16 protein-coding genes and 2 pseudogenes are annotated in these 18,069 nt (G+C 46.0%); 8 read left to right on the top strand and 10 right to left on the bottom strand.

Annotation, left to right across the window (positions count from 1 at the left end):
* Positions 1 to 39 precede the first annotated feature (39 nt).
* Both EFER_RS14130 and EFER_RS14125 read right to left on the bottom strand, forming a co-directional pair.
* Positions 40 to 1,800 (bottom strand): UvrD-helicase domain-containing protein, encoded by a 1,761-nt coding sequence (locus EFER_RS14130; protein ID WP_000148672.1) that lies wholly within the window; start codon positions 1,798 to 1,800, stop codon positions 40 to 42.
* A gap of 2 nt (positions 1,801 to 1,802) precedes the next feature.
* Positions 1,803 to 3,713, bottom strand: coding sequence for an ATP-dependent nuclease (locus tag EFER_RS14125; RefSeq protein WP_024256519.1), 1,911 nt, complete (start codon positions 3,711 to 3,713; stop codon positions 1,803 to 1,805).
* A 231-nt stretch (positions 3,714 to 3,944) separates the two neighbouring features.
* On the opposite strand from EFER_RS14125, the gene arsR reads away from it, so the two are divergent.
* On the top strand, positions 3,945 to 4,298 hold the full coding sequence (arsR, locus tag EFER_RS14120) for an As(III)-sensing metalloregulatory transcriptional repressor ArsR (RefSeq protein ID WP_015953675.1): 354 nt from the start codon (positions 3,945 to 3,947) through the stop codon (positions 4,296 to 4,298).
* A gap of 47 nt (positions 4,299 to 4,345) precedes the next feature.
* A pseudogene (locus tag EFER_RS14115) lies at positions 4,346 to 4,498 on the top strand (arsenic metallochaperone ArsD family protein); the annotation flags it as partial.
* A 141-nt stretch (positions 4,499 to 4,639) separates the two neighbouring features.
* Here the strand turns inward: EFER_RS14115 and EFER_RS24175 are convergent.
* On the bottom strand, positions 4,640 to 5,110 hold the full coding sequence (locus EFER_RS24175; RefSeq protein ID WP_000856957.1) for a MarR family winged helix-turn-helix transcriptional regulator: 471 nt from the start codon (positions 5,108 to 5,110) through the stop codon (positions 4,640 to 4,642).
* 115 nt (positions 5,111 to 5,225) lie between these two features.
* Here EFER_RS24175 and EFER_RS14100 point away from each other — a divergent pair.
* Both EFER_RS14100 and EFER_RS14095 read left to right on the top strand, forming a co-directional pair.
* Positions 5,226 to 6,394 (top strand): IS3 family transposase gene (locus tag EFER_RS14100; RefSeq protein WP_134895659.1). Its coding sequence is split into 2 segments (ribosomal slippage): positions 5,226 to 5,475 and positions 5,475 to 6,394, totalling 1,170 coding nucleotides; the frame shifts between segments, so codons are not numbered across the junction.
* Positions 6,324 to 6,854: a GIY-YIG nuclease family protein gene (locus tag EFER_RS14095; RefSeq protein WP_024256517.1), complete on the top strand. Its 531-nt coding sequence runs from the start codon at positions 6,324 to 6,326 to the stop codon at positions 6,852 to 6,854. Before EFER_RS14100 ends, EFER_RS14095 begins: the two co-directional genes overlap by 71 nt.
* Before the next feature lie 370 nt (positions 6,855 to 7,224).
* Here EFER_RS14095 and EFER_RS14085 read toward each other — a convergent pair whose 3' ends face one another.
* From EFER_RS14085 to EFER_RS14065, 5 genes are all read right to left on the bottom strand, one after another.
* Positions 7,225 to 8,130, bottom strand: coding sequence for a hypothetical protein (locus EFER_RS14085; RefSeq protein WP_000936736.1), 906 nt, complete (start codon positions 8,128 to 8,130; stop codon positions 7,225 to 7,227).
* A 278-nt stretch (positions 8,131 to 8,408) separates the two neighbouring features.
* Entirely contained in the window at positions 8,409 to 9,476 is a 1,068-nt protein-coding gene (locus EFER_RS14080; protein WP_000059861.1) for an SH3 domain-containing protein, read from the bottom strand.
* An 81-nt stretch (positions 9,477 to 9,557) separates the two neighbouring features.
* Entirely contained in the window at positions 9,558 to 9,767 is a 210-nt protein-coding gene (locus EFER_RS14075) for a helix-turn-helix transcriptional regulator (RefSeq protein ID WP_000987389.1), read from the bottom strand.
* Positions 9,768 to 9,853: 86 nt separating this feature from the next.
* Positions 9,854 to 10,285 carry a YagK/YfjJ domain-containing protein gene (locus EFER_RS14070; protein ID WP_001204599.1) on the bottom strand — a complete coding sequence of 144 codons (432 nt, stop codon included), beginning with the start codon at positions 10,283 to 10,285 and terminating at the stop codon, positions 9,854 to 9,856.
* A gap of 91 nt (positions 10,286 to 10,376) precedes the next feature.
* A protein-coding gene (locus EFER_RS14065; protein WP_134895654.1) for an IS3-like element IS3F family transposase occupies positions 10,377 to 11,539 on the bottom strand; the annotation gives its coding sequence in 2 pieces (ribosomal slippage) (positions 10,377 to 11,278 and positions 11,278 to 11,539; 1,164 coding nt in all).
* A gap of 422 nt (positions 11,540 to 11,961) precedes the next feature.
* Between EFER_RS14065 and EFER_RS24610 the strand changes: the two genes are divergently transcribed.
* The 4 genes and pseudogenes from EFER_RS24610 (at position 11,962) to EFER_RS14050 (ending at position 15,287) form a co-directional block, all read left to right on the top strand.
* Positions 11,962 to 12,150: a PerC family transcriptional regulator gene (locus EFER_RS24610; protein ID WP_015953670.1), complete on the top strand. Its 189-nt coding sequence runs from the start codon at positions 11,962 to 11,964 to the stop codon at positions 12,148 to 12,150.
* 114 nt (positions 12,151 to 12,264) lie between these two features.
* Positions 12,265 to 13,167: a pentapeptide repeat-containing protein gene (locus EFER_RS14055; RefSeq protein WP_002431388.1), complete on the top strand. Its 903-nt coding sequence runs from the start codon at positions 12,265 to 12,267 to the stop codon at positions 13,165 to 13,167.
* 32 nt (positions 13,168 to 13,199) lie between these two features.
* Positions 13,200 to 13,430 (top strand): annotated as a pseudogene (locus EFER_RS24795) (GyrI-like domain-containing protein); the annotation flags it as partial.
* Between the two features lie 120 nt (positions 13,431 to 13,550).
* On the top strand, positions 13,551 to 15,287 hold the full coding sequence (locus tag EFER_RS14050; protein WP_000067801.1) for a metallophosphoesterase: 1,737 nt from the start codon (positions 13,551 to 13,553) through the stop codon (positions 15,285 to 15,287).
* Positions 15,288 to 15,507: 220 nt separating this feature from the next.
* On the opposite strand, the gene codA is transcribed toward EFER_RS14050, so the two are convergent.
* Together codA and codB are read right to left on the bottom strand one after the other, a co-directional pair.
* On the bottom strand, positions 15,508 to 16,791 hold the full coding sequence (codA, locus tag EFER_RS14045) for a cytosine/isoguanine deaminase (RefSeq protein ID WP_015953668.1): 1,284 nt from the start codon (positions 16,789 to 16,791) through the stop codon (positions 15,508 to 15,510).
* Positions 16,781 to 18,040, bottom strand: coding sequence for a cytosine permease (codB, locus tag EFER_RS14040; RefSeq protein ID WP_000076247.1), 1,260 nt, complete (start codon positions 18,038 to 18,040; stop codon positions 16,781 to 16,783). Before codB ends, codA begins: the two co-directional genes overlap by 11 nt.
* Between the last annotated feature and the right edge of the window lie 29 nt (positions 18,041 to 18,069).

Below are 18,069 nucleotides of genomic sequence, written 5' to 3'. Positions count from 1 at the left end.
TGCTTCAACTCACAATGAATGAAGCAGGTAAAAATATCTTCATTCAATAGTAAAACCAAGTTTTCTTAATGTATCAGCTTCACTATTTTTTAATTTTTTGACACCCCAGACTAATCGATATCTAGGCCTTGAGCTTGCAACATAGGCAAATCTGGTTGATTCTGATTTTTGATTACTTATCCACTGTTTCCAGTGTGAACCATTATTTCCGGAGTTTGAAGGCGATGATAATAGAATTGTTACATCATGAGTTTCACCTTTAACGCTATGAATTGTAGCATATTTATAATTTTCAGTATTTACTTTTTCTATTGCAGTGAACTCCGAAACATTAATTTTTGCAAGTCCTGAAGGAGCTTTTATAGATAAGGAAAATACTTCCTCTACTATAGGTTTTAATTCATCAGTTATGAACGGTTGCTGATGAAGATTGATAAGGATTGCATTTGCATTTTTACACCACTTACTCCATGTTAATTCAAAATTGTTGAGCTTATTCTCGATGAAGTATTCCAATGTATAGAAAAGAAATGCTCGCCATTGCACGGATGACTCAATCTCATTAGGACAATTATACTTAGATTCTCTAATTGGATGATTTGATCTCGCGCGTATCACTGTTGAAAATAACTGCAGTGAGTTTTTTATATTTTGAGTTCCATGTAATGAGAAAATATTTATTGCATTAACAAGGTTTTTCACAATATTATCTTCAACACCATTAAATGTGAACTTTTCCAAAATAGAGTGCCCACGAGCTACGATTACATTATTACTGTATCCGAAACATAGCTGTCCAATTTTATCGATTAATTCTAGAGGCGTTTCATTATACTGCAAAACGATACAGGGAGATTCAATTGAACTAAATTGGCCATTAACACCATCATGTGCTGTTAATTTTGAACAAAGATCAATGATTTGCTGACAGCTCCGATAATTAATTTTTAATGGCATTCTTTCGAATTCATTGTCAGTAATGAATTTTATTGTATCTTTAGGATCTACAGCACGGAAACCATAAATGGATTGTTCTAAATCACCGACAAAGTGAAGTTTAACTCCTAAATCATGAAGCCCCTGTAATATAAATAAGTGCTCGTATGATAAATCTTGGCACTCATCAATAATAATTAGTGGAAATCTTTTAGAGAGTAATAAAGCATAATTTTTATACTTTTCATTAATGAAGATTTCAGCAGCAAGAAATAGTGAGTCATCGTGAGTCATTAATCCAGATTTAAATAACTTATATTTTGTTTCTATTAAATCTTTAATTTGCCATTCCTGCAGGTTTATGGCGTTTCTCATTCTGTCAAGTTCGGGGCTATCCGAGTTGAACAGTATGGAATCATTTCTTCTATCAAAAGTATAATGGTGTGCTTTGATCTTCCCTCTTTTATTGTAAGCATATTTTGTTTGAATGAATAATGGTGACGCAGACTCTATAATCCTTAAAGTATTTTTATTACATTCCCCTTCAAAATGAGTCAAACATTTTGCGTTAGGACCAATTAAAAACTTAAATATAAAACTATCAAAAGTTCCAATGAAGTGTGGGAATCTACTGACCGTATCGGGGGAGTACTTTTTAACCCGTGAGAAAAGTTCATCTGTAGCGCTATTAGAAAAGGATAATAAAGCTATACCACTAGGACTAAGTGTCCAATTATTTATCTCCTTTGCAACTTTAGCTGCAATGACTTCAGTTTTTCCACTACCAGGACACGCCTCAAGATAAATACTAGAGGCAATAGAGGATTCGATATAATCCATCTGTTGAGAGTTAAAATGCGTCATCTTTATACCTCTCCATCTTGGCATACCCAGAGAATAGCATTTTTAATATATTCTGGTGTTTCAAATTTAACTCTATTATTTAATATGTTATCTGAAAGACTTTGTGCGAAATATCCTTTTCCTAACTCATTGTTCTCGATATATTGTAATAACTCATTTGCAATCACAGCTCGTTCGCTAGATTTTTTTTTCGACCAATCGTCATTTACATCCATAATTTTTTTTATCTTCTTCTTTATTTCCCCATCTGTAGGCCAAATTTCATAAAGTACAGTTGACATAACAGCAATGTTATTCCCTGTCATTGCCAGATCGTATTCAAGTGTTTTGTATTTACTTACATAAAGCCTTGCATATTTAGAACTATTTATCTCTCCTACGAGCTTGATAGCATGATTAGTACCATCATACATTTCATCATCATGGGGGATAACTATTTTTTCAATGAACTTATTTTCTTCTACACATTCTTTTATCTTTTTTGGAGGGTCAAGATCTGTTAATCCTGCACAGCGAACAGGTATGTTTAATCCTTCATGCTTTGTCTTTTCACTTGGGATTGCAAAGTTACAATATATTCCCATGAAGTGTCTAAAATAGATACCATTAAGGTTTATAACAGAAACACCTAAATCTGATAAGGAGTTTTTCCCTGCATCTCTACTAGCTAATGCCTCTTTTGCTAAAACAGGCAATAGCATTTGCTCGGCTATACCCTCAACGAGAATTACACCACTTGCGAAAAGCAAGTTGGATTTAGTTACATCCATCCATCTATCAATGAACTCTTGACTTTTTTTTGCTAATCCACAGTCTTTTATACGTGTTGCTACTGGGGAAGTTGATTTGGATAAGTGAATGATAGAATCAACACTGACTGAAGAAGCAAGAGTTGTCGAATGAGTTGTGACAATTACTTGAACATTATTTTCTTTGTCTTCGGATACTTTTTTTAAATGCTCAAGTAATCTTATTTGAAGTTGAGGGTGCAAATGAGCTTCGGGTTCTTCTATTAATAACACTCTACAAGTAGATGACTCTTGTTCGTTGCCTAGAGTAAGCTCGGCTAATATAGATGCAATATAAAGGAGGTTATTATAACCTAAGCTGTTTTGCTCTAAGTTTCTAAAAAGTTTGGTATCATTCTCTGTTAAGTCAGGGAAAAATATAAGCCGTAAACTTTCTACAATTCTAGTAAAGTCACTTTCTGCAAATTGAATTGCTGTGTTCTGCCCAAAATTAAGCCCTATAGCATTCTGTAGCTGGTTTTTTATTAATTGGTTTGCAGCTTTAATACTGTATAAATCACTATTTGATAATTCATCATTGAAGGTATTAACTTTATCTACTAAAGGATGCACTCCACCACTCTTTTTAAGTGTTTTAAGATCTTTTCTATTTATAGCTTTTAAAAGTTTCGATAATCTTGACTGCCGACCATTGGTCAGTTTTGATTCTGCATCTCTTAATGGAGGGAGATATATACAATAAATTAGGTCTAATAATTCATAATCAAATTGAGAATTTTGCGAATCACCACCCCAAAGTGATTTTTTATATCTCCCTCTTATTTCTTTATTCTCAACGTGTAAATTTAATTTAGCTACATCTGAATTCCCAGTCCAAGGAAGTAAGGCAATTATCTCCTTTGCATCTAAATTAGAAAACTCTGCATTAATTGTAAATGAATCACTTGCTTTTGGAGGATTACTGAATGGGCTATGAAAATCATTTTCTGTTATGTTATATCGCTCTGATTCTGAATCAATAAATAATTGCCTTATTGAGTTTATAATAGCAGATTTCCCAGCCCCGTTTTCACCTACAATAACACTAAGACCTTCATTTAATGAAATATTAAATTCATCATTAAAACATCTAAAGCCTTTTATTTTTAATTTGCTTAAAAACATATGAGTAACCATCCTGATAACATCAGCAAATTGCTTTTTCTGTTTAAAATCCAAAGCCAACGATTTAGCAAAAAAATAAAATAATTTCAAGGTATTAAAGAGAAAAGTAAACCCTTGCGCGTAATTTGTGGGACACATCTCTTAAAAACGCATAAAACATATTCGTTTTTACGAATATGTAAATTGATTTTATTTTTTTAAGAGTACCCTGACTTCAAATGAACAGGAGGAATGATGTCTCTAACTTCCCTACAACTCTTCAAAAACCTCTCCGATGAAACCCGTCTAGGGATCGTGCTGCTGCTCAGGGAGATGGGAGAGCTGTGCGTGTGCGACCTCTGCACTGCGTTGGAACAGTCTCAGCCTAAGATCTCCCGCCATCTGGCAATGCTCCGGGAAAGTGGTCTATTGCTGGATCGCAAACAGGGCAAGTGGGTTCACTACCGCTTATCTCCGCATATTCCTTCCTGGGCTGCTCAGGTGATTGAGCAGGCATGGTTAAGCCAACAGGACGACGTACAGGCCATCGCCCGTAAGCTGGCATCGGCAAACTGCTCTGGTAGCGGTAAGGCTGTTTGCATCTAAAAAATTTGCCTTAACATATATGTTTTTTCGAATGTGATGTATTTGGAATGAAAACGTTAACGGTGTTTGACCCGGCAAAGTGCTGCAGTACCGGCGTATGTGGCTCAGATGTCGATCAGGTTCTGGTCGATTTTTCTGCTGATGTGCAATGGCTGAAAGGACGTGGCGTACAGGTTGAATGTTACAACCTTGCGCAGCAGGGCTTCCGCTACTGCTGTTAGACGTCGCAACGTTTCAGTCGGTCCGCTAAGTGCCAGCAGCGGACATTGCTTATAGGCCATTGGGCACGCTTGATTTGTCTTGATTATTCACCGTAATCTCCGACGAAATTTATCAGACTGCTACTGAAAATCATCATACGTCGCTTGAGATTCCAGCCCTTCTCGAAGTTTTGCGGCAATGCTTGTGAGTGCGTTCATATCATCTGGATTCAGAAAATCCAGAAAATAACGTCTGACGGCAGCAGAATGAATGGGTTCAGCCTGAATAATCTGTTTGATACCTTCTTCCGTGATGCAAACCACAAGCCCCTGTTCAGGCCTGTTTTCACGGGTAATCACTTCGCGACTCGCCATTCTACTGAGTTGATGAGACAGCCTGCTCTTGTCCCAGCCGAGAAATTGCTGGATATCACGCTGTTTACGCACTCCATTACGGGTGGATCTCAATTGTGAGAGGATCGCGAAATCCTGGGCCGAGAGCCCCGTCGCTTTTTGTATGTCCCGGGCAATCATGGAGGAAATGACTTCCCCCATTCTGCGAAAACCTCGCCATGCCAGGAGCTCTTCATCTGTGAGTTTTTGTGTTTTCATGCCAACATTCTAACACACAGGGTTGATATATCAACTCAAAAGATGTAGTGGTTTACTGAATTTGGCCACCTGAACAGAGGTGATATGCTCACCTCAGAACATTACAGGTGCCTCAATGAAAAAAAGAAATTTCAGCGCAGAGTTTAAACGCGAATCCGCTCAACTGGTCCTTGATCAGAACTACACCGTTGCAGCTGCGGCCAGTGCCATGGACGTGGGGCTTTCTACCATGACACGATGGGTAAAGCAGTTACGGGATGAACGACAGGGCAAAATACCTAAAGCCTCCCCTATAACCCCGGAACAGATTGAAATACGAGAGCTGAAGAAAAAGCTACAACGCATTGAAATGGAAAACGACATATTAAAAAAGGCTACCGCGCTCTTGATGTCAGACTCCCTGAACAGTTCTCGTTAATCGGGAAACTCAGAGCGCAGTATCCTGTGGTCACACTCTGCCAAGTGTTCGGGGTTCATCGCAGCAGCTACAAATACTGGGTGGAAAGCCCCGAAAAGCCAGACGGCAAACGGGCTGTATTACGTAGTCAGGTTCTGGAGCTGCATAACATTAGCCATGGCTCTGCTGGCGCGAGAAGTATCGCCATTATGGCAACCCTGAGAGGCTTCAGAATGGGACGCTGGCTTGCCGGCAGGCTCATGAAAGAACTGGGACTGGTGAGTTGTCAGCAACCCACCCACCGGTATAAACGTGGTGGTCATGAACACGTCGCTATCCCGAATCGCCTTGAGCGACAGTTCGCAGTGACAGAGCCTAATCAGGTGTGGTGCGGCGATGTGACGTATATCTGGACAGGCAAGCGCTGGGCTTACCTTGCTGTTGTTCTCGATCTGTTCGCAAGGAAACCGGTGGGCTGGGCAATGTCATTCTCACCGGACAGCAGGCTGACCATCAAAGCGCTGGAAATGGCATGGGAAGCTCGCGGTAAACCAGCCGGATTGATGTTCCACAGCGACCAGGGTAGCCACTATACAAGCAGGCAGTTCCGGCAGTTACTGTGGCGTTGCCGGATCAGTCAGAGTATGAGCCGACGTGGAAACTGTTGGGATAACAGCCCGATGGAACGCTTCTTCAGAAGTCTTAAAAACGAGTGGGTGCCAGTAACAGGTTATGTAAGCTTTAGCGAAGCTGCTCATGCGATCACAGACTATATCGTTGGGTATTACAGCTCGCTAAGACCGCATGACTATAACGGTGGGTTATCCCCAAACGAATCGGAAAACCGATACTGGAAAAACTCTAAAGCGGTGGCCAGTTTTAGTTGACCACTACAGTGAAAGTATTCAGAGCGAACTGGTTATCAACTCCATCACTCCGGTACGTCTGACCTTCGGCGAGTTTCCAGGCTACCGCAACGTCGTGCTGGATCGGAACAGCATCGGTGCGATCCTCAGACTTAATCTGCAATCCTGGCGCACCGCACTGTCTGTGGTTAAAGGCATCTATGTATTAACCGATCGTGATGGTGGAAAACTCTACGTTGGAAAAGCCGCTGGAATCGAGGGGATATGGGGCCGATGGGAATATTATTTTGGTTCCGGGCATGGCGGCAATGTAGGGATTAAGGAAGCTTTCGGCACCGGCGATGAAAATCGACTGCAGAATATCACTTTCGCGATCCTCGAAGTCATGGATCTTAATGCCGAAGACGGTGAAATTGACCGCCGCGAAACTCACTGGAAACAAATACTGCTCTCGCGGGAGTTTGGCCATAACCGAAACTAATAAAGCCTATAAAAGCACGCTGAACTGCTCCCCATTGATTAGAATCGGCATCAACTGTGGGAGCAATTGCGAACTACTCTTTATTACCGCCCCTGGCCGTTGCCGTGGACTACTATGTGCCAGAAGCGGACATTTCCAGAGCCTTTTTATATTAATCAATAAGTTGCAGAACGGCTTGGTGAGTTTTATCCAAATAAGATTTTACAGCCAGTTATCATTGTAAACGTCATTATCAGATAAAAGAACTGACGTTGTGAAAGCGAGGGGAAGCAACCTTTTCTGGCCAGCGTATAGATGACACCTGCAAGTAAAATAAATGCAGTTGTTGAAGATGGCAGTTCACTGAGTAAAATCCAGAATGAGCGGTCCATCAATACATCTCACCGTTACCAAAACGGAATGCTATATTTTGTTTTCTGGTATCCCTCACGCCTCCCATGCTGAGTAAATTTTCAACAATTGTGTCCATTGATGAACTTGGTATTTCATCATCAAAGTATGGTTGTCTTACTGGTCCTGCAACCAAATCGACATTATTTATTCTCTCAAAGGAGATTTTCCCTGAGAAGCCAGAACTGCATAGTGAATGAAGCTGCATACGGATGAAACCGCTGACATATGCAGCAAACCACGGCCTGCTGAATACTGTTGTGTATTTTTTTTCTGATGGAAATAGGTAGCTGTCCAGTTCTCTGCATTTGTAGTTCAGTGTGTTTCCATCAATATGTAAATATCCATACATTCTGAATCCAAACCATGGAAAGCTAATATGAGGGTTAACTGTTTTGGTACGCCCCGCTAGAACAGTCCGTTTGGCGAGCAACATTAAACATCTGTCTGTTTCATCGAGGACTTCATACCAAGAAACCGGAACTAGTTCACCCCAGTATTCTTCGTTATACAGGCAATTATAGATCTGAACGATATCCAGATCGTTTAATGTCTTTATACGGTCATTCACCACAGCCTCTGTTAAGGTGCCCTTCAGCGCTGCTAATTGGGATAATCGTTGCAGATCAGATGCTGGCAGACGGTTTCTGTATGTCTGGAGTTTTTCTCGCATCTGAGCAACGATCTGCTGATCCACGATGGCTATATCACTGGTGGTGTGATTTAGCAGATCTCCCCAGCTAGAAAATCGATAAAAATACGCGACCATTTCATAGGCATGGTTCAATTGAACATTGCAGTGATCTCTGAGGAAGCGAGCCTGTTTGCGAAGCTGATCGAGTGATGGGACATAACGGTGATCGTTAACATCGAGGTGTGGGAGCATTGCATATTCCTTTTACAAATACTCTGCGGCCTGTAAACACAGAGCAAAGTTAAAAGGATATGCTCTGAAAACTAAAGGGTAAAAAGCGCTTTGGCGGATTCGTCTACAGGCTGACAGGTCTGCGCATAACCTGTTAAATAGATTATTAAACAATCCAATGACAGTCAATAACCTGTATTAATTATGTGCTCATGACGGCCACGATGGCCGTCATGAGTTTTCCGCAGATAAGCGATAAAATCGGGTAATGGCCTGGCTGGGGGCTTATTTCCTGCATATCAGTGCCGATGTAGTGGCAAAGTGTATCGGCGAGATACCCAGCCCTGGATTTTCTCACCGTTAATCTCCACCTCCACGGCGAGCCACTGACGGTTTGATTTGTCCATGACGTACAGCGGAGTATTAGCCTGCAACATCTCCTGGATTTCAGCATTCTCTGATGGGGATGAGCGCAGATAGACATTGTTACGGGTTATCGTCCTAAAGTTCTTCAGATAATGCCAGTGGTCATCAGAACCGACGGTATTCTGGATCCCTTTGCGTACCTGCCGGGATGCATCTTCGTCACCGATGTAGGATGTAGCATGATCTCTAATTGTCTCCTTCACGATGTCAGTGCCGACGCCACAAACAACCCCGATCAAGAGCCATCTTATCAAAACTACACTGACAATCTTTTTTAAACCGAGAGAAAGCTGTTCAAACCAATATTGAACCTCCGGCTTCTCCAGGGCTTTATCTATCGGTAGTTGCTGGAAAGCATCAGGCAGGTCAGGAAGAGACTCATCTGCGGCAATAAGGCTGCCTACGTCATCGATATCTACGCTCAGGCCGTAACGCTTAGCCAGCAGCTCACCAATGCTGTCGCTGATATTCAGGCCACTGTAGCGCCGTTGCAGCAACTGCTCTGTTGCTGTGGTATGCGAGTTAAGCAGGTCACCAAAGGTGCTACTGTGGAGCGTACGAAACGCTTCTATTTGAGACGTAAGCGCTGCCGGTGAGGTAAACCAGTCCAGGTGCTTCCTATAGCTATCCGGTATGACGTGTTGCATCAGTGCACTTTGTTCCCGAAACAGGGCATGCTGGCTTTCAGTGAGCTTAAGCTGCTTAGCCACCATTGACTTCGCATAGTCAAGTGACCGAACAATGTTGGTCTGCTTAAGTATGCGTTCAAAGACTGCCTGTGCAGGATTATCAGCGAGGCGCGCTAAGGCTGGCTCACGTGCGACTTTGAATATCTCTGCCGTCGGGAATAAGGACTTCATGGCCCGGTTGTAATCGGCCAAGGGGGCGACTGACTTGTAAGTTTTCTGAAATGATTCTAATTGTTTAAGAGTAAGGGACATTGTTATAAACCTGCATCAACATATCCCGGTAATTCTATCATCGAACAGACTATAAATTATCTAGTTTTGCTTCAGTATGGTTCAGCTGCCGCGTGAGGCAATTATCTGGTCCTGCAACCACTGGTCAACTTCGCTAAGTTTCCACTTGGAGGAGCGTCCCAGTTTAATTGGTTTTGGGAAGCGTCCATCCTGAATAAGTTTATAAATCCACTTATCCGTCATACCGAGACGTTCGCAGATAAATTTCATATCAATAAGTGTCGTATTAATAATGCTATCGTTGCTCATCATCTTTCTCCTGAGTTGAATGGGAGAAGGAATAACGGGTGTGATGATATTCCTTCAGATGATGAGGTCTAGGTATAATTTTTGAGCGTTCAGCGCTCCTGACTTGACTGGCTGCAGCAGAGTTTTCGAAGTATTTCCTCTGCCTTCCTGGATTTCCTTGGTCGGCCACGCCCACTGCTTGGTGGAACTATGCTGGTGCCGTAAATAAGTTCTTCAAATTCCTCTTTCTGATCTGCCTTTGCCATATAGCTGAGAATGTATTCAATTTCCCGCTGGCGTTCTCTGTCATTATGGTGGATCATCTTCGTACCGCTGACCTGGTGATAGGGTTTCTTATTTGAAATATGGTATATCCCTTCCCCTTGTGTTTTTGCAACCCACCTCTCGCCAATATATCTTGCTATCCGATAACTGCTTTTAAAACTCTGACCGTCGAGATAAAACATGACATGGAAGTGGTGCTGCTTGAGAGGTGAATATTCCATCACCCATGAATAACCTACTATTTTCCCATCACGCATGAGCTCCTCTGCAAGTCGATATATATCCCAGTCATCGGGATGACGGTAGATAGCTGAACGTTGATCCTACCCTCGTAATATGGACACAGCTCTAAGCGAGGTTCTGGTTTTCAAATTGTTCCGGACTGAGACCACCACACCAACTGTGCCGTCGCCAGCGATTGTAATCACATTCGATATAATTAAACACTGTTGCCCGCATTATTTCCCGGCTGATAAAGTGTTCTCCGTGGAGAGATTCCACTTTCAGCGAATGAAAGAAGCTTTCCACGCAGGCATTATCGTAGCAGCATCCCTTTGCGCTCATACTGCCACGCAGATTATGCCGCTTCAGCAGCGCCTGATAATCTGCTGAACAGTACTGGCTTCCGCGGTCCGTGTGAACGATAACGTTCCGGGGTCTCTTACGCCGCCACAGCGCCATCTGCAGGGCATCGCAGGCCAGTTGCGCCGTCATGCGTGGCGACATTGACCAGCCAATAACGGCACGTGACCACAGGTCAATGACCACTGCCAGATACAGCCAGCCTTCATCTGTACGTAAGTAAGTGATGTCTCCCGCCCACTTCTGGTTAGGGCCACTGGCGTAAAAATCCTGCTCCAGCAGATTTTCTGACACAGGCAGGTTGTGTGCACGGTAACTGACCGGGCTGAACTTCCGGGAGGCTTTTGCCCTCAGCCCCTGACGGCGCAGGCTTGCCGCCACGGTTTTTACGTTAAAGTGGTAACCCTGAGCACACAGTTCATCCGTCAGGCGTGGTGCACCGTAACGCTGTTTTGACCGGGTAAAAGCCTCACGGACAACGCTGTCGCAGTGCTGACGGAACTGCTGACGCTTGCTTATCCTTGTACGCCGCTGACACCATGTATACCAGCCGCTGCGGGCCACCCGGAGCACACGGCACATTGCTTTGATGCTGAACTCCGCCTGATGTTTTTCAATAAAGACATACTTCATTTCAGGCGCTTCGCAAAGTATGTCGCGGCCTTTTGGAGGATAGCCAGCTCTTCATCCCGTTCTGCCAGCTGGCGTTTGAGACGTGCAATCTCGGTGGACATCTCCAGCTCACGTTCAGAAGAAGTCTGCTGATGTTGCTGTTTACTGCGCCAGTTGTAGAGCTGTGATTCATACAGGCTGAGTTCACGGGCTGCGGCAGCAACACCGATGCGTTCAGCAAGTTTCAGGGCTTCACTGCGAAATTCAGGCGAATGCTGTTTACGTGCTTTTTTGCTGGTTGATACAGATTTTGTCATGTGAGTCACCTCTGACTGAGAGTTTACTCACTTAGCCGCGTGTCCACTATTGCTGGGTAAGATCAGTCCGTGAAGTAGGGTCATTGTGGACAGAATGGGGAACAGACTTGCAGAAATCTTCATTAGTGAAGAACGCTCCTGCCATATGGGGCGCTCAAATATCAGGTACTGAGGAGGAACATCTAGCCTCAGGGCTCGAAATATTAGGTGCAACAATTCACTGGGAGACATACCCAGGTTCAATAATCAAAATCAAATACCCTTCTTCTCTGGATAAGCAGTTGTCTCGTGTTTGCGTGTATCGGTGATCCGTGTGTAGCGGGTTGTTGAGAGATTAGTACCTCGTTGCCATGTGGAGAGGCCACTGCAGAGCAGCAGGCATCTGCAGCTAACAGGTTCAGGAAAATCGGGAGTCAAGATAAGTGAGCGGGATAAGTGACAGTAAGGCAGAAGCACTGGAAGCCAGAGGACTGTACCGCAGGGCTGCTGACCGGTGGCTGGATGTGATGATGTTGAGTACGGACGCTGATGACCGCAGGCAGGCCAGGCAATGTCGCGAGCGCTGTCTGAGAAATGCACAACGACCCCAAGTAACATATCGGGGGACGTGAGGCAGCCACGAAGGTACAGAAAGATATGGGAATTGATATGCCTTACGGCAGAGCATTCCGGGTATACCGTAAACCAGCTCGTTTCAGACCACAGGTGATAACATCAGGAGGCAAATGATGTCACTGACACTGAATGTTAATCATGGACAACAGATTTCAGCCTGCACGCTGAATGATTCAAGAGTGAAACGGATGATGTCCGGGAACCATGACACCGCCGTGCATATGGGGTTGTGGGACAGATTTAAGGACTGGTTCCGCATAGAAAAGAAAGCAGAGGCTCTCGAAAATCTCTATAAATTGCTTTATCCGACCCCTGAAGATACCGAAGTCAGTGGGCTCCCTGGCGCTGTTGATAATAACGAAGGCAAGAAGTATACGTCTTCTCTTTATGCATTCCGTAAGCTCAAAGCATTGATCTCCGATCAGTCAGTGAGTAAGTCTGTAAACTGGACAATCAGTCTTGACGTGAATAACTGCCTGAAGACAACCTTTCATTTCGGGAATGTGGTCATTGAACACCAGGCAATACAATTAAGCTCTACTGGGGAACGACCTGATCTGAGAGGTGCAGACCTGAGAGGTGCCAACCTTAGTGGGGCCAGCCTGTTGGGTGCCTGCCTGTACGGTGCCGACCTGCGCGATGCCAACTTGCACGGTGCTGACCTGCGTGGTGCCGACCTGCACGGTGCCAACCTTATCCGTGCCAACCTTAATGGTGCCAACCTTAGCGGTGCCGACTTGTGTGGTGCCAGCCTTAGCGGTGCCAGCCTTAGCGGTGCCAGCCTGCGCGGTACCAACCTAAGTTTTGCCAGACTGCACGGTGCTGATCTGCGCGATGCCAGCCTGTACAGTACCGACCTGCGCAGTGCTGACTTGTGCGATGCAGACCTGCGTAGTGCCGACCTGAGTTTTGCCGACCTGCATAATGCCAGACTGCATGGTGCCAACCTGCGCAATACCAACATGCACTGTGTCAGGCTGTACGGTGCCGACCTGAGTTTTGCCATAGTGTAAGGTGCTGAACTGCACAGTGTCAGGATGTACAGAGTTATAACAGAAGGCGCGGCTGGTCTGGGTTCGGTATTGCGCCTTACGATCCCAGCTTAACGCCGCCAGACGAATCTGAGTTCCATTTGTGCGGCTCGGTAACCGCACCGATTTCGCAAGATAATCGCTTCGGGGTAATAAATAGTGAAATTCCGGCGGGGCGATGCGCAGTATTGCGCCATCAGGGAGCGCATGAAGTGTTAACCAGGTTGAAGGGATTCACCGGTTAATTATGCCACACCGGGATTAGTGGAATTTTGTTATCCAACAATAAGAATGAGCTATTTTTTATAGCCTTTATGCCGTGAGCTATCTGAAAGTGGGTAACTTACAACAGCAAGGAGGTTCCAATGAGTAATCTGTCACTTCAACCCTATCAGCAAGCTCCTGGTTGGAATACCCTGGAGCGCCTTAATAAACAGGAATCTTCTGTGCCGTTACAGGGCCAGGCAGTAGGTGAATTTGTAAAAACATTGCTCAAACAGGATGTTAAATTGAGTTTGCTTGAGCGGTTTCTTGATTTTTTCCAGGGAGGACGTAGGCGGGAAATCCAGGAGGCTCCTGTTTTACTCAAAGCGACAAGTATGTTGAAAAACGCATCTGATGCCGAAAAGAAGGTGGCTCTTGAAACATTCCAGATGCAGGGCGTGCATGTGGCAAAGGGACGCACTTCTCTTGCAGAGGCAGCCGGAGCGGCCCTGGATTTGTTGCAGAAAAATGACTGCGGCGGGTTCAGCCAAACTCTGCGGATAGAGGCCAGGGACAATGGTTTACAACAGGTGACTGTTGATCCAGGGGTGCCTTATCTCGGAGGATGTTCTTTTGAAGCGGTGACGGGAATTACATCAACGGAATATCTTTCTGGCGTGCGAAAAATGCCGCTGAACCTCTACGCCGGAAAAATTCCTACCCATGACCCGGTCAACTTTCCCTCCAGCCTGCCCGAAGTGGCATTGGGAGATCTCCACGGAAATGCACTGTTAATGCTTCACCAATCTATTACCACCGGACATCTGAAGGTGAAGGACGAAGGTGCATTTACCAAATTGCAGCAGGCCTACCACTCTGGTGATAGCGCGACATTCAACAAGTTACTGCCGGATGCGGTGAAAGCGGGAGCGGCCCAGGGGCGCATGATTATGGTGGGCGATGTGCTTGCCGACCGGGGATTGAGTGACTTTTGTTCATTAAATGTGCTGGCGCAAATGGATAAACTCGGTGTGAAATATGATGTTTTGCTGGGTAACCATGACCTTGCTGCCTTTGGGCAGTGCCAGTCCCTCGTACCGGCGTATACCCCGGATGCTAACCCGACACCTGCTGCACCGTCGCCCGCGATTACCTGGGCATCAGAATCGATGAGGGGACCCGCTGTGGCATCTTTACCCCGCTTTGATTCTCCTGATTATGCTGCAAGCGTAAGTAAAGATGGCTTTAAGAGCGTCGGGGAGGCAAAAGAGGCATACACCAAACTGATGAATAAAGCTTACATTCCGCATCTGCATCTGCTGCAACCTGCCAGCGTCGGAGCGTTCTGTTACAGCCATGCACCTCTGACGGGGGATGCATGTAAAACTCTGGTGCCGCTGATGGAGAAGGAGCTTGAATCGCAGAGACGTCCTGTACCACAAAAATCAGATGAAATGACCTCCACGAATCTGGCTCATATGGACAAGCTATTCCTGAATCTGATGTTTAAGGATGATGGCGTGACGATGATAAACGATAACTGGAATAAACTGTTCGCGGCTGCCGTGGATGGGGTTAAGTATTCCTCAATCAAAGGTTTGCCAAAACCTAAAGAGGATGTCTGGCTCTTTTTAGGCCAGATGGTATATCGTCAGGCGAATCTGGCGGATATTGGTTTGACGAAAGAAGTGAAAAATGAAAACGGTGAAATGGTGAAAGAAGTACTGGACACACCTGACGGGATGATCTCGGTGCATGGGCATACCAGCGCAATTGGCAAGGAGAGTTATGTCACGCTTGATGGGATGGGCGGTAAAATTGGGTCCGATCTGATATTTGATCGTAATGTCCATGTGGCAACTACGTTGAGTGGACAGAATAATTCGTTTCATCCGTAACAAGTCCAGGACTTCCGACATTTTGCAATGCCGGGAGTCCCGCTTCCAGAACTCTGCAAAACTAAGATCCTGCGTATCGCCAGACGAATTTGAGTTCCATATGTGCGGCGCGGTAACCACACCAATTTCGCAAGATATGAATTTTATTGAGTATTAATGCTTACAGCCACTGGCGGTGTACTAACAATCAACACAGACCAGTGGCTTGTTCACAAGGCGATCAACGTTTGTAATCGATGGCTTCTGGCTGATCCAGATACACCGTTGTTTGTGCCGGTTGCGTGCTGGCAATCACCTTACCACCACGTACCGAATAGCGTACCGGAACCTGACGGCGCAGCGCATCAAACCCATTTTCAGCCGGCAGGATAATCAGGTTGGCGCTGTTTCCGGCGACAATGCCGTAATCCTGCAAATTCAACGTCCTGGCGCTGTGGTGGGTGATCAAATTCAGGCCGTCGTTAATCTGTCCGTAGCCCATCAACTGACAAACATGTAGTCCCATATGCAGCACTTGCAGCATATTCGCCGTTCCCAGCGGATACCACGGATCGAAGACATCATCGTGACCAAAGCAGACGTTAATGCCGGACTCCAGCATCTCTTTAACGCGCGTAATACCGCGACGTTTTGGATACGTATCGAAACGCCCTTGTAGATGAATATTGACCAGCGGGTTGGCGACAAAGTTAATACCGGACATTTTCAGCAAACGGAACAGGCGCGAGGTATACGCCCCGTTATAGGAGTGCATTGCCGTGGTGTGGCTGGCGGTGACTCGCGCGCCCATGCCTTCACGGTGAGCCAGGGCGGCAACGGTTTCGACAAAGCGCGACTGTTCGTCATCGATCTCATCACAGTGAACATCAATGAGACGGTCGTATTTTTGCGCCAGGGCGAAGGTTTTATGCAGCGACTCCACGCCATATTCACGGGTAAATTCAAAATGTGGAATCGCCCCCACTACGTCAGCCCCTAAGCGTAACGCCTCTTCCAGCAACGCTTCACCGTTGGGATACGACAAAATCCCTTCCTGCGGGAAGGCGACGATTTGCAGATCAATCCACGGCGCGACTTCCTGCTTCACTTCCAGCATTGCTTTCAGCGCAGTCAGGGTTGCATCCGAAACATCGACATGGGTACGCACATGCTGAATGCCGTTGGCAATCTGCCATTTCAGCGTTTGCCAGGCGCGTTGTTTCACATCGTCATGGGTTAATAACGCTTTGCGCTCGGCCCAGCGTTCAATGCCTTCAAACAGCGTGCCGGACTGATTCCAGTTCGGTTGCCCGGCGGTTTGCGTGGTATCCAGGTGAATATGCGGCTCCACAAACGGCGGTAAAACTAAACCTTGCTCGGCATCCAGGCTGTTTTCTGTTACGGGCATCACGCCGGATTGCGCATCAATGGCGCTGATTTTTCCGTCCTGCAGATGAATCTGCCACAGCCCCTCTTTGCCGGGTAACCGGGCGTTAATAATTGTCTGTAAAGCGTTATTCGACACTGTTAGCCTCCACATGCGTCATTGCAGCTGTCGTTTTGCGATTCAAAATCGGGTTAAGGATCAGATAACTCAGCGCGCCACCTAATACCGCGTTGACCGGAACAATCCCCGGTAACCAGTGGCCTGCGGCAATCCCCAGCGCGACCGCCAGAATCGCCACCCAATTGACACTCATCATACGCGTGGTCGCAAAGTGCTCATAGCGGCGATGGTTCATCAGATAGTCGGCGATGATCACACCACCCACCGGAGGAATAGCAGCCGAAAGGAAAGTCAGCCAGCCGACAAAATTGTTATACAGCCATAGTGCGCAGACTGTGCCGATAATACCGTTGATTACCGAAAGGGTTTTGCTCGACATACCGGTAATGTTGGCGAAACCTAAACCTGACGCATACAGTGCGTTATCATTGGTGGTCCAGATATTTAGCCCCAGTACCACAATCGCGGGCAGCAGCAAGCCCTGAGCAATCATCACATCAGAGATATCCGCCATCCCCAGTGCCGCAGCGCCTGCCGCACCGAAAATAAACATCAACGAGTTGCCGAGGAAAAAGGCCACCATCGCCACCAGCACCGCCAGTTTGGCATTGCGACCAAAGCGGACAAAGTCAGCGGTGAGCGTACCCGCACTGATAAATGACCCCACAACCAGCGCCAGCGCGACATTGAAATCTAACGGTTGTGCGGGAACGACCGCTTTTAATGCGTTCAGGCCGCCCATGTCGTTAACGGCCAGCCATACGGAATAACTGCCAAGGCAGGCAATCGCCGGAACCGCAATCACCGAAAGTACCGTCAGCGCCGAAATGCCAAAGAAGACGGTGACGGTCATCAGTAAACCGGAAACGGCAATCAGCAAATTAATATCCAGCCCGGTTGCCTTGCCCACCGGAATAGCAAACATCGCCACGCCAACACCGAACCAGCCGACCTGAGTGCCGCCCAGCAGCAGTGAAGGCAGCCATGAGCCTTTAACACCAAACGAGAAGCGGGCAAGAAGATGAGTGGTCAGGCCGGTTTTTGCGCCAATGTAACCAAGAAATGAAGTGTAAATACCGAGGAGAAGATTACCGATGAGGACTGCGAGGAAGAAATCATGATAGCTAAGACCGGTTCCGAGAGTGCCGCCGGTCCACATACTGGCGGAAAAGAAGGTTAATCCCAGCATGACGAACGTCAATGCCAATACCCCTTTCCGCGCCGACTGCGGGACTGGCCCCTGGCTAAAGTTGTTATCTTGCGACACGAAATTCCTCCGTTTGCTGTTTGAAACCC

It is taken from the genome of Escherichia fergusonii ATCC 35469 (assembly GCF_000026225.1).
Taxonomy (GTDB): Bacteria; Pseudomonadota; Gammaproteobacteria; order Enterobacterales; family Enterobacteriaceae; genus Escherichia; species Escherichia fergusonii.
The sequence above is the reverse complement of the archived record's forward strand: the minus strand, read 5'-3'. Positions and strand labels throughout refer to the sequence as shown.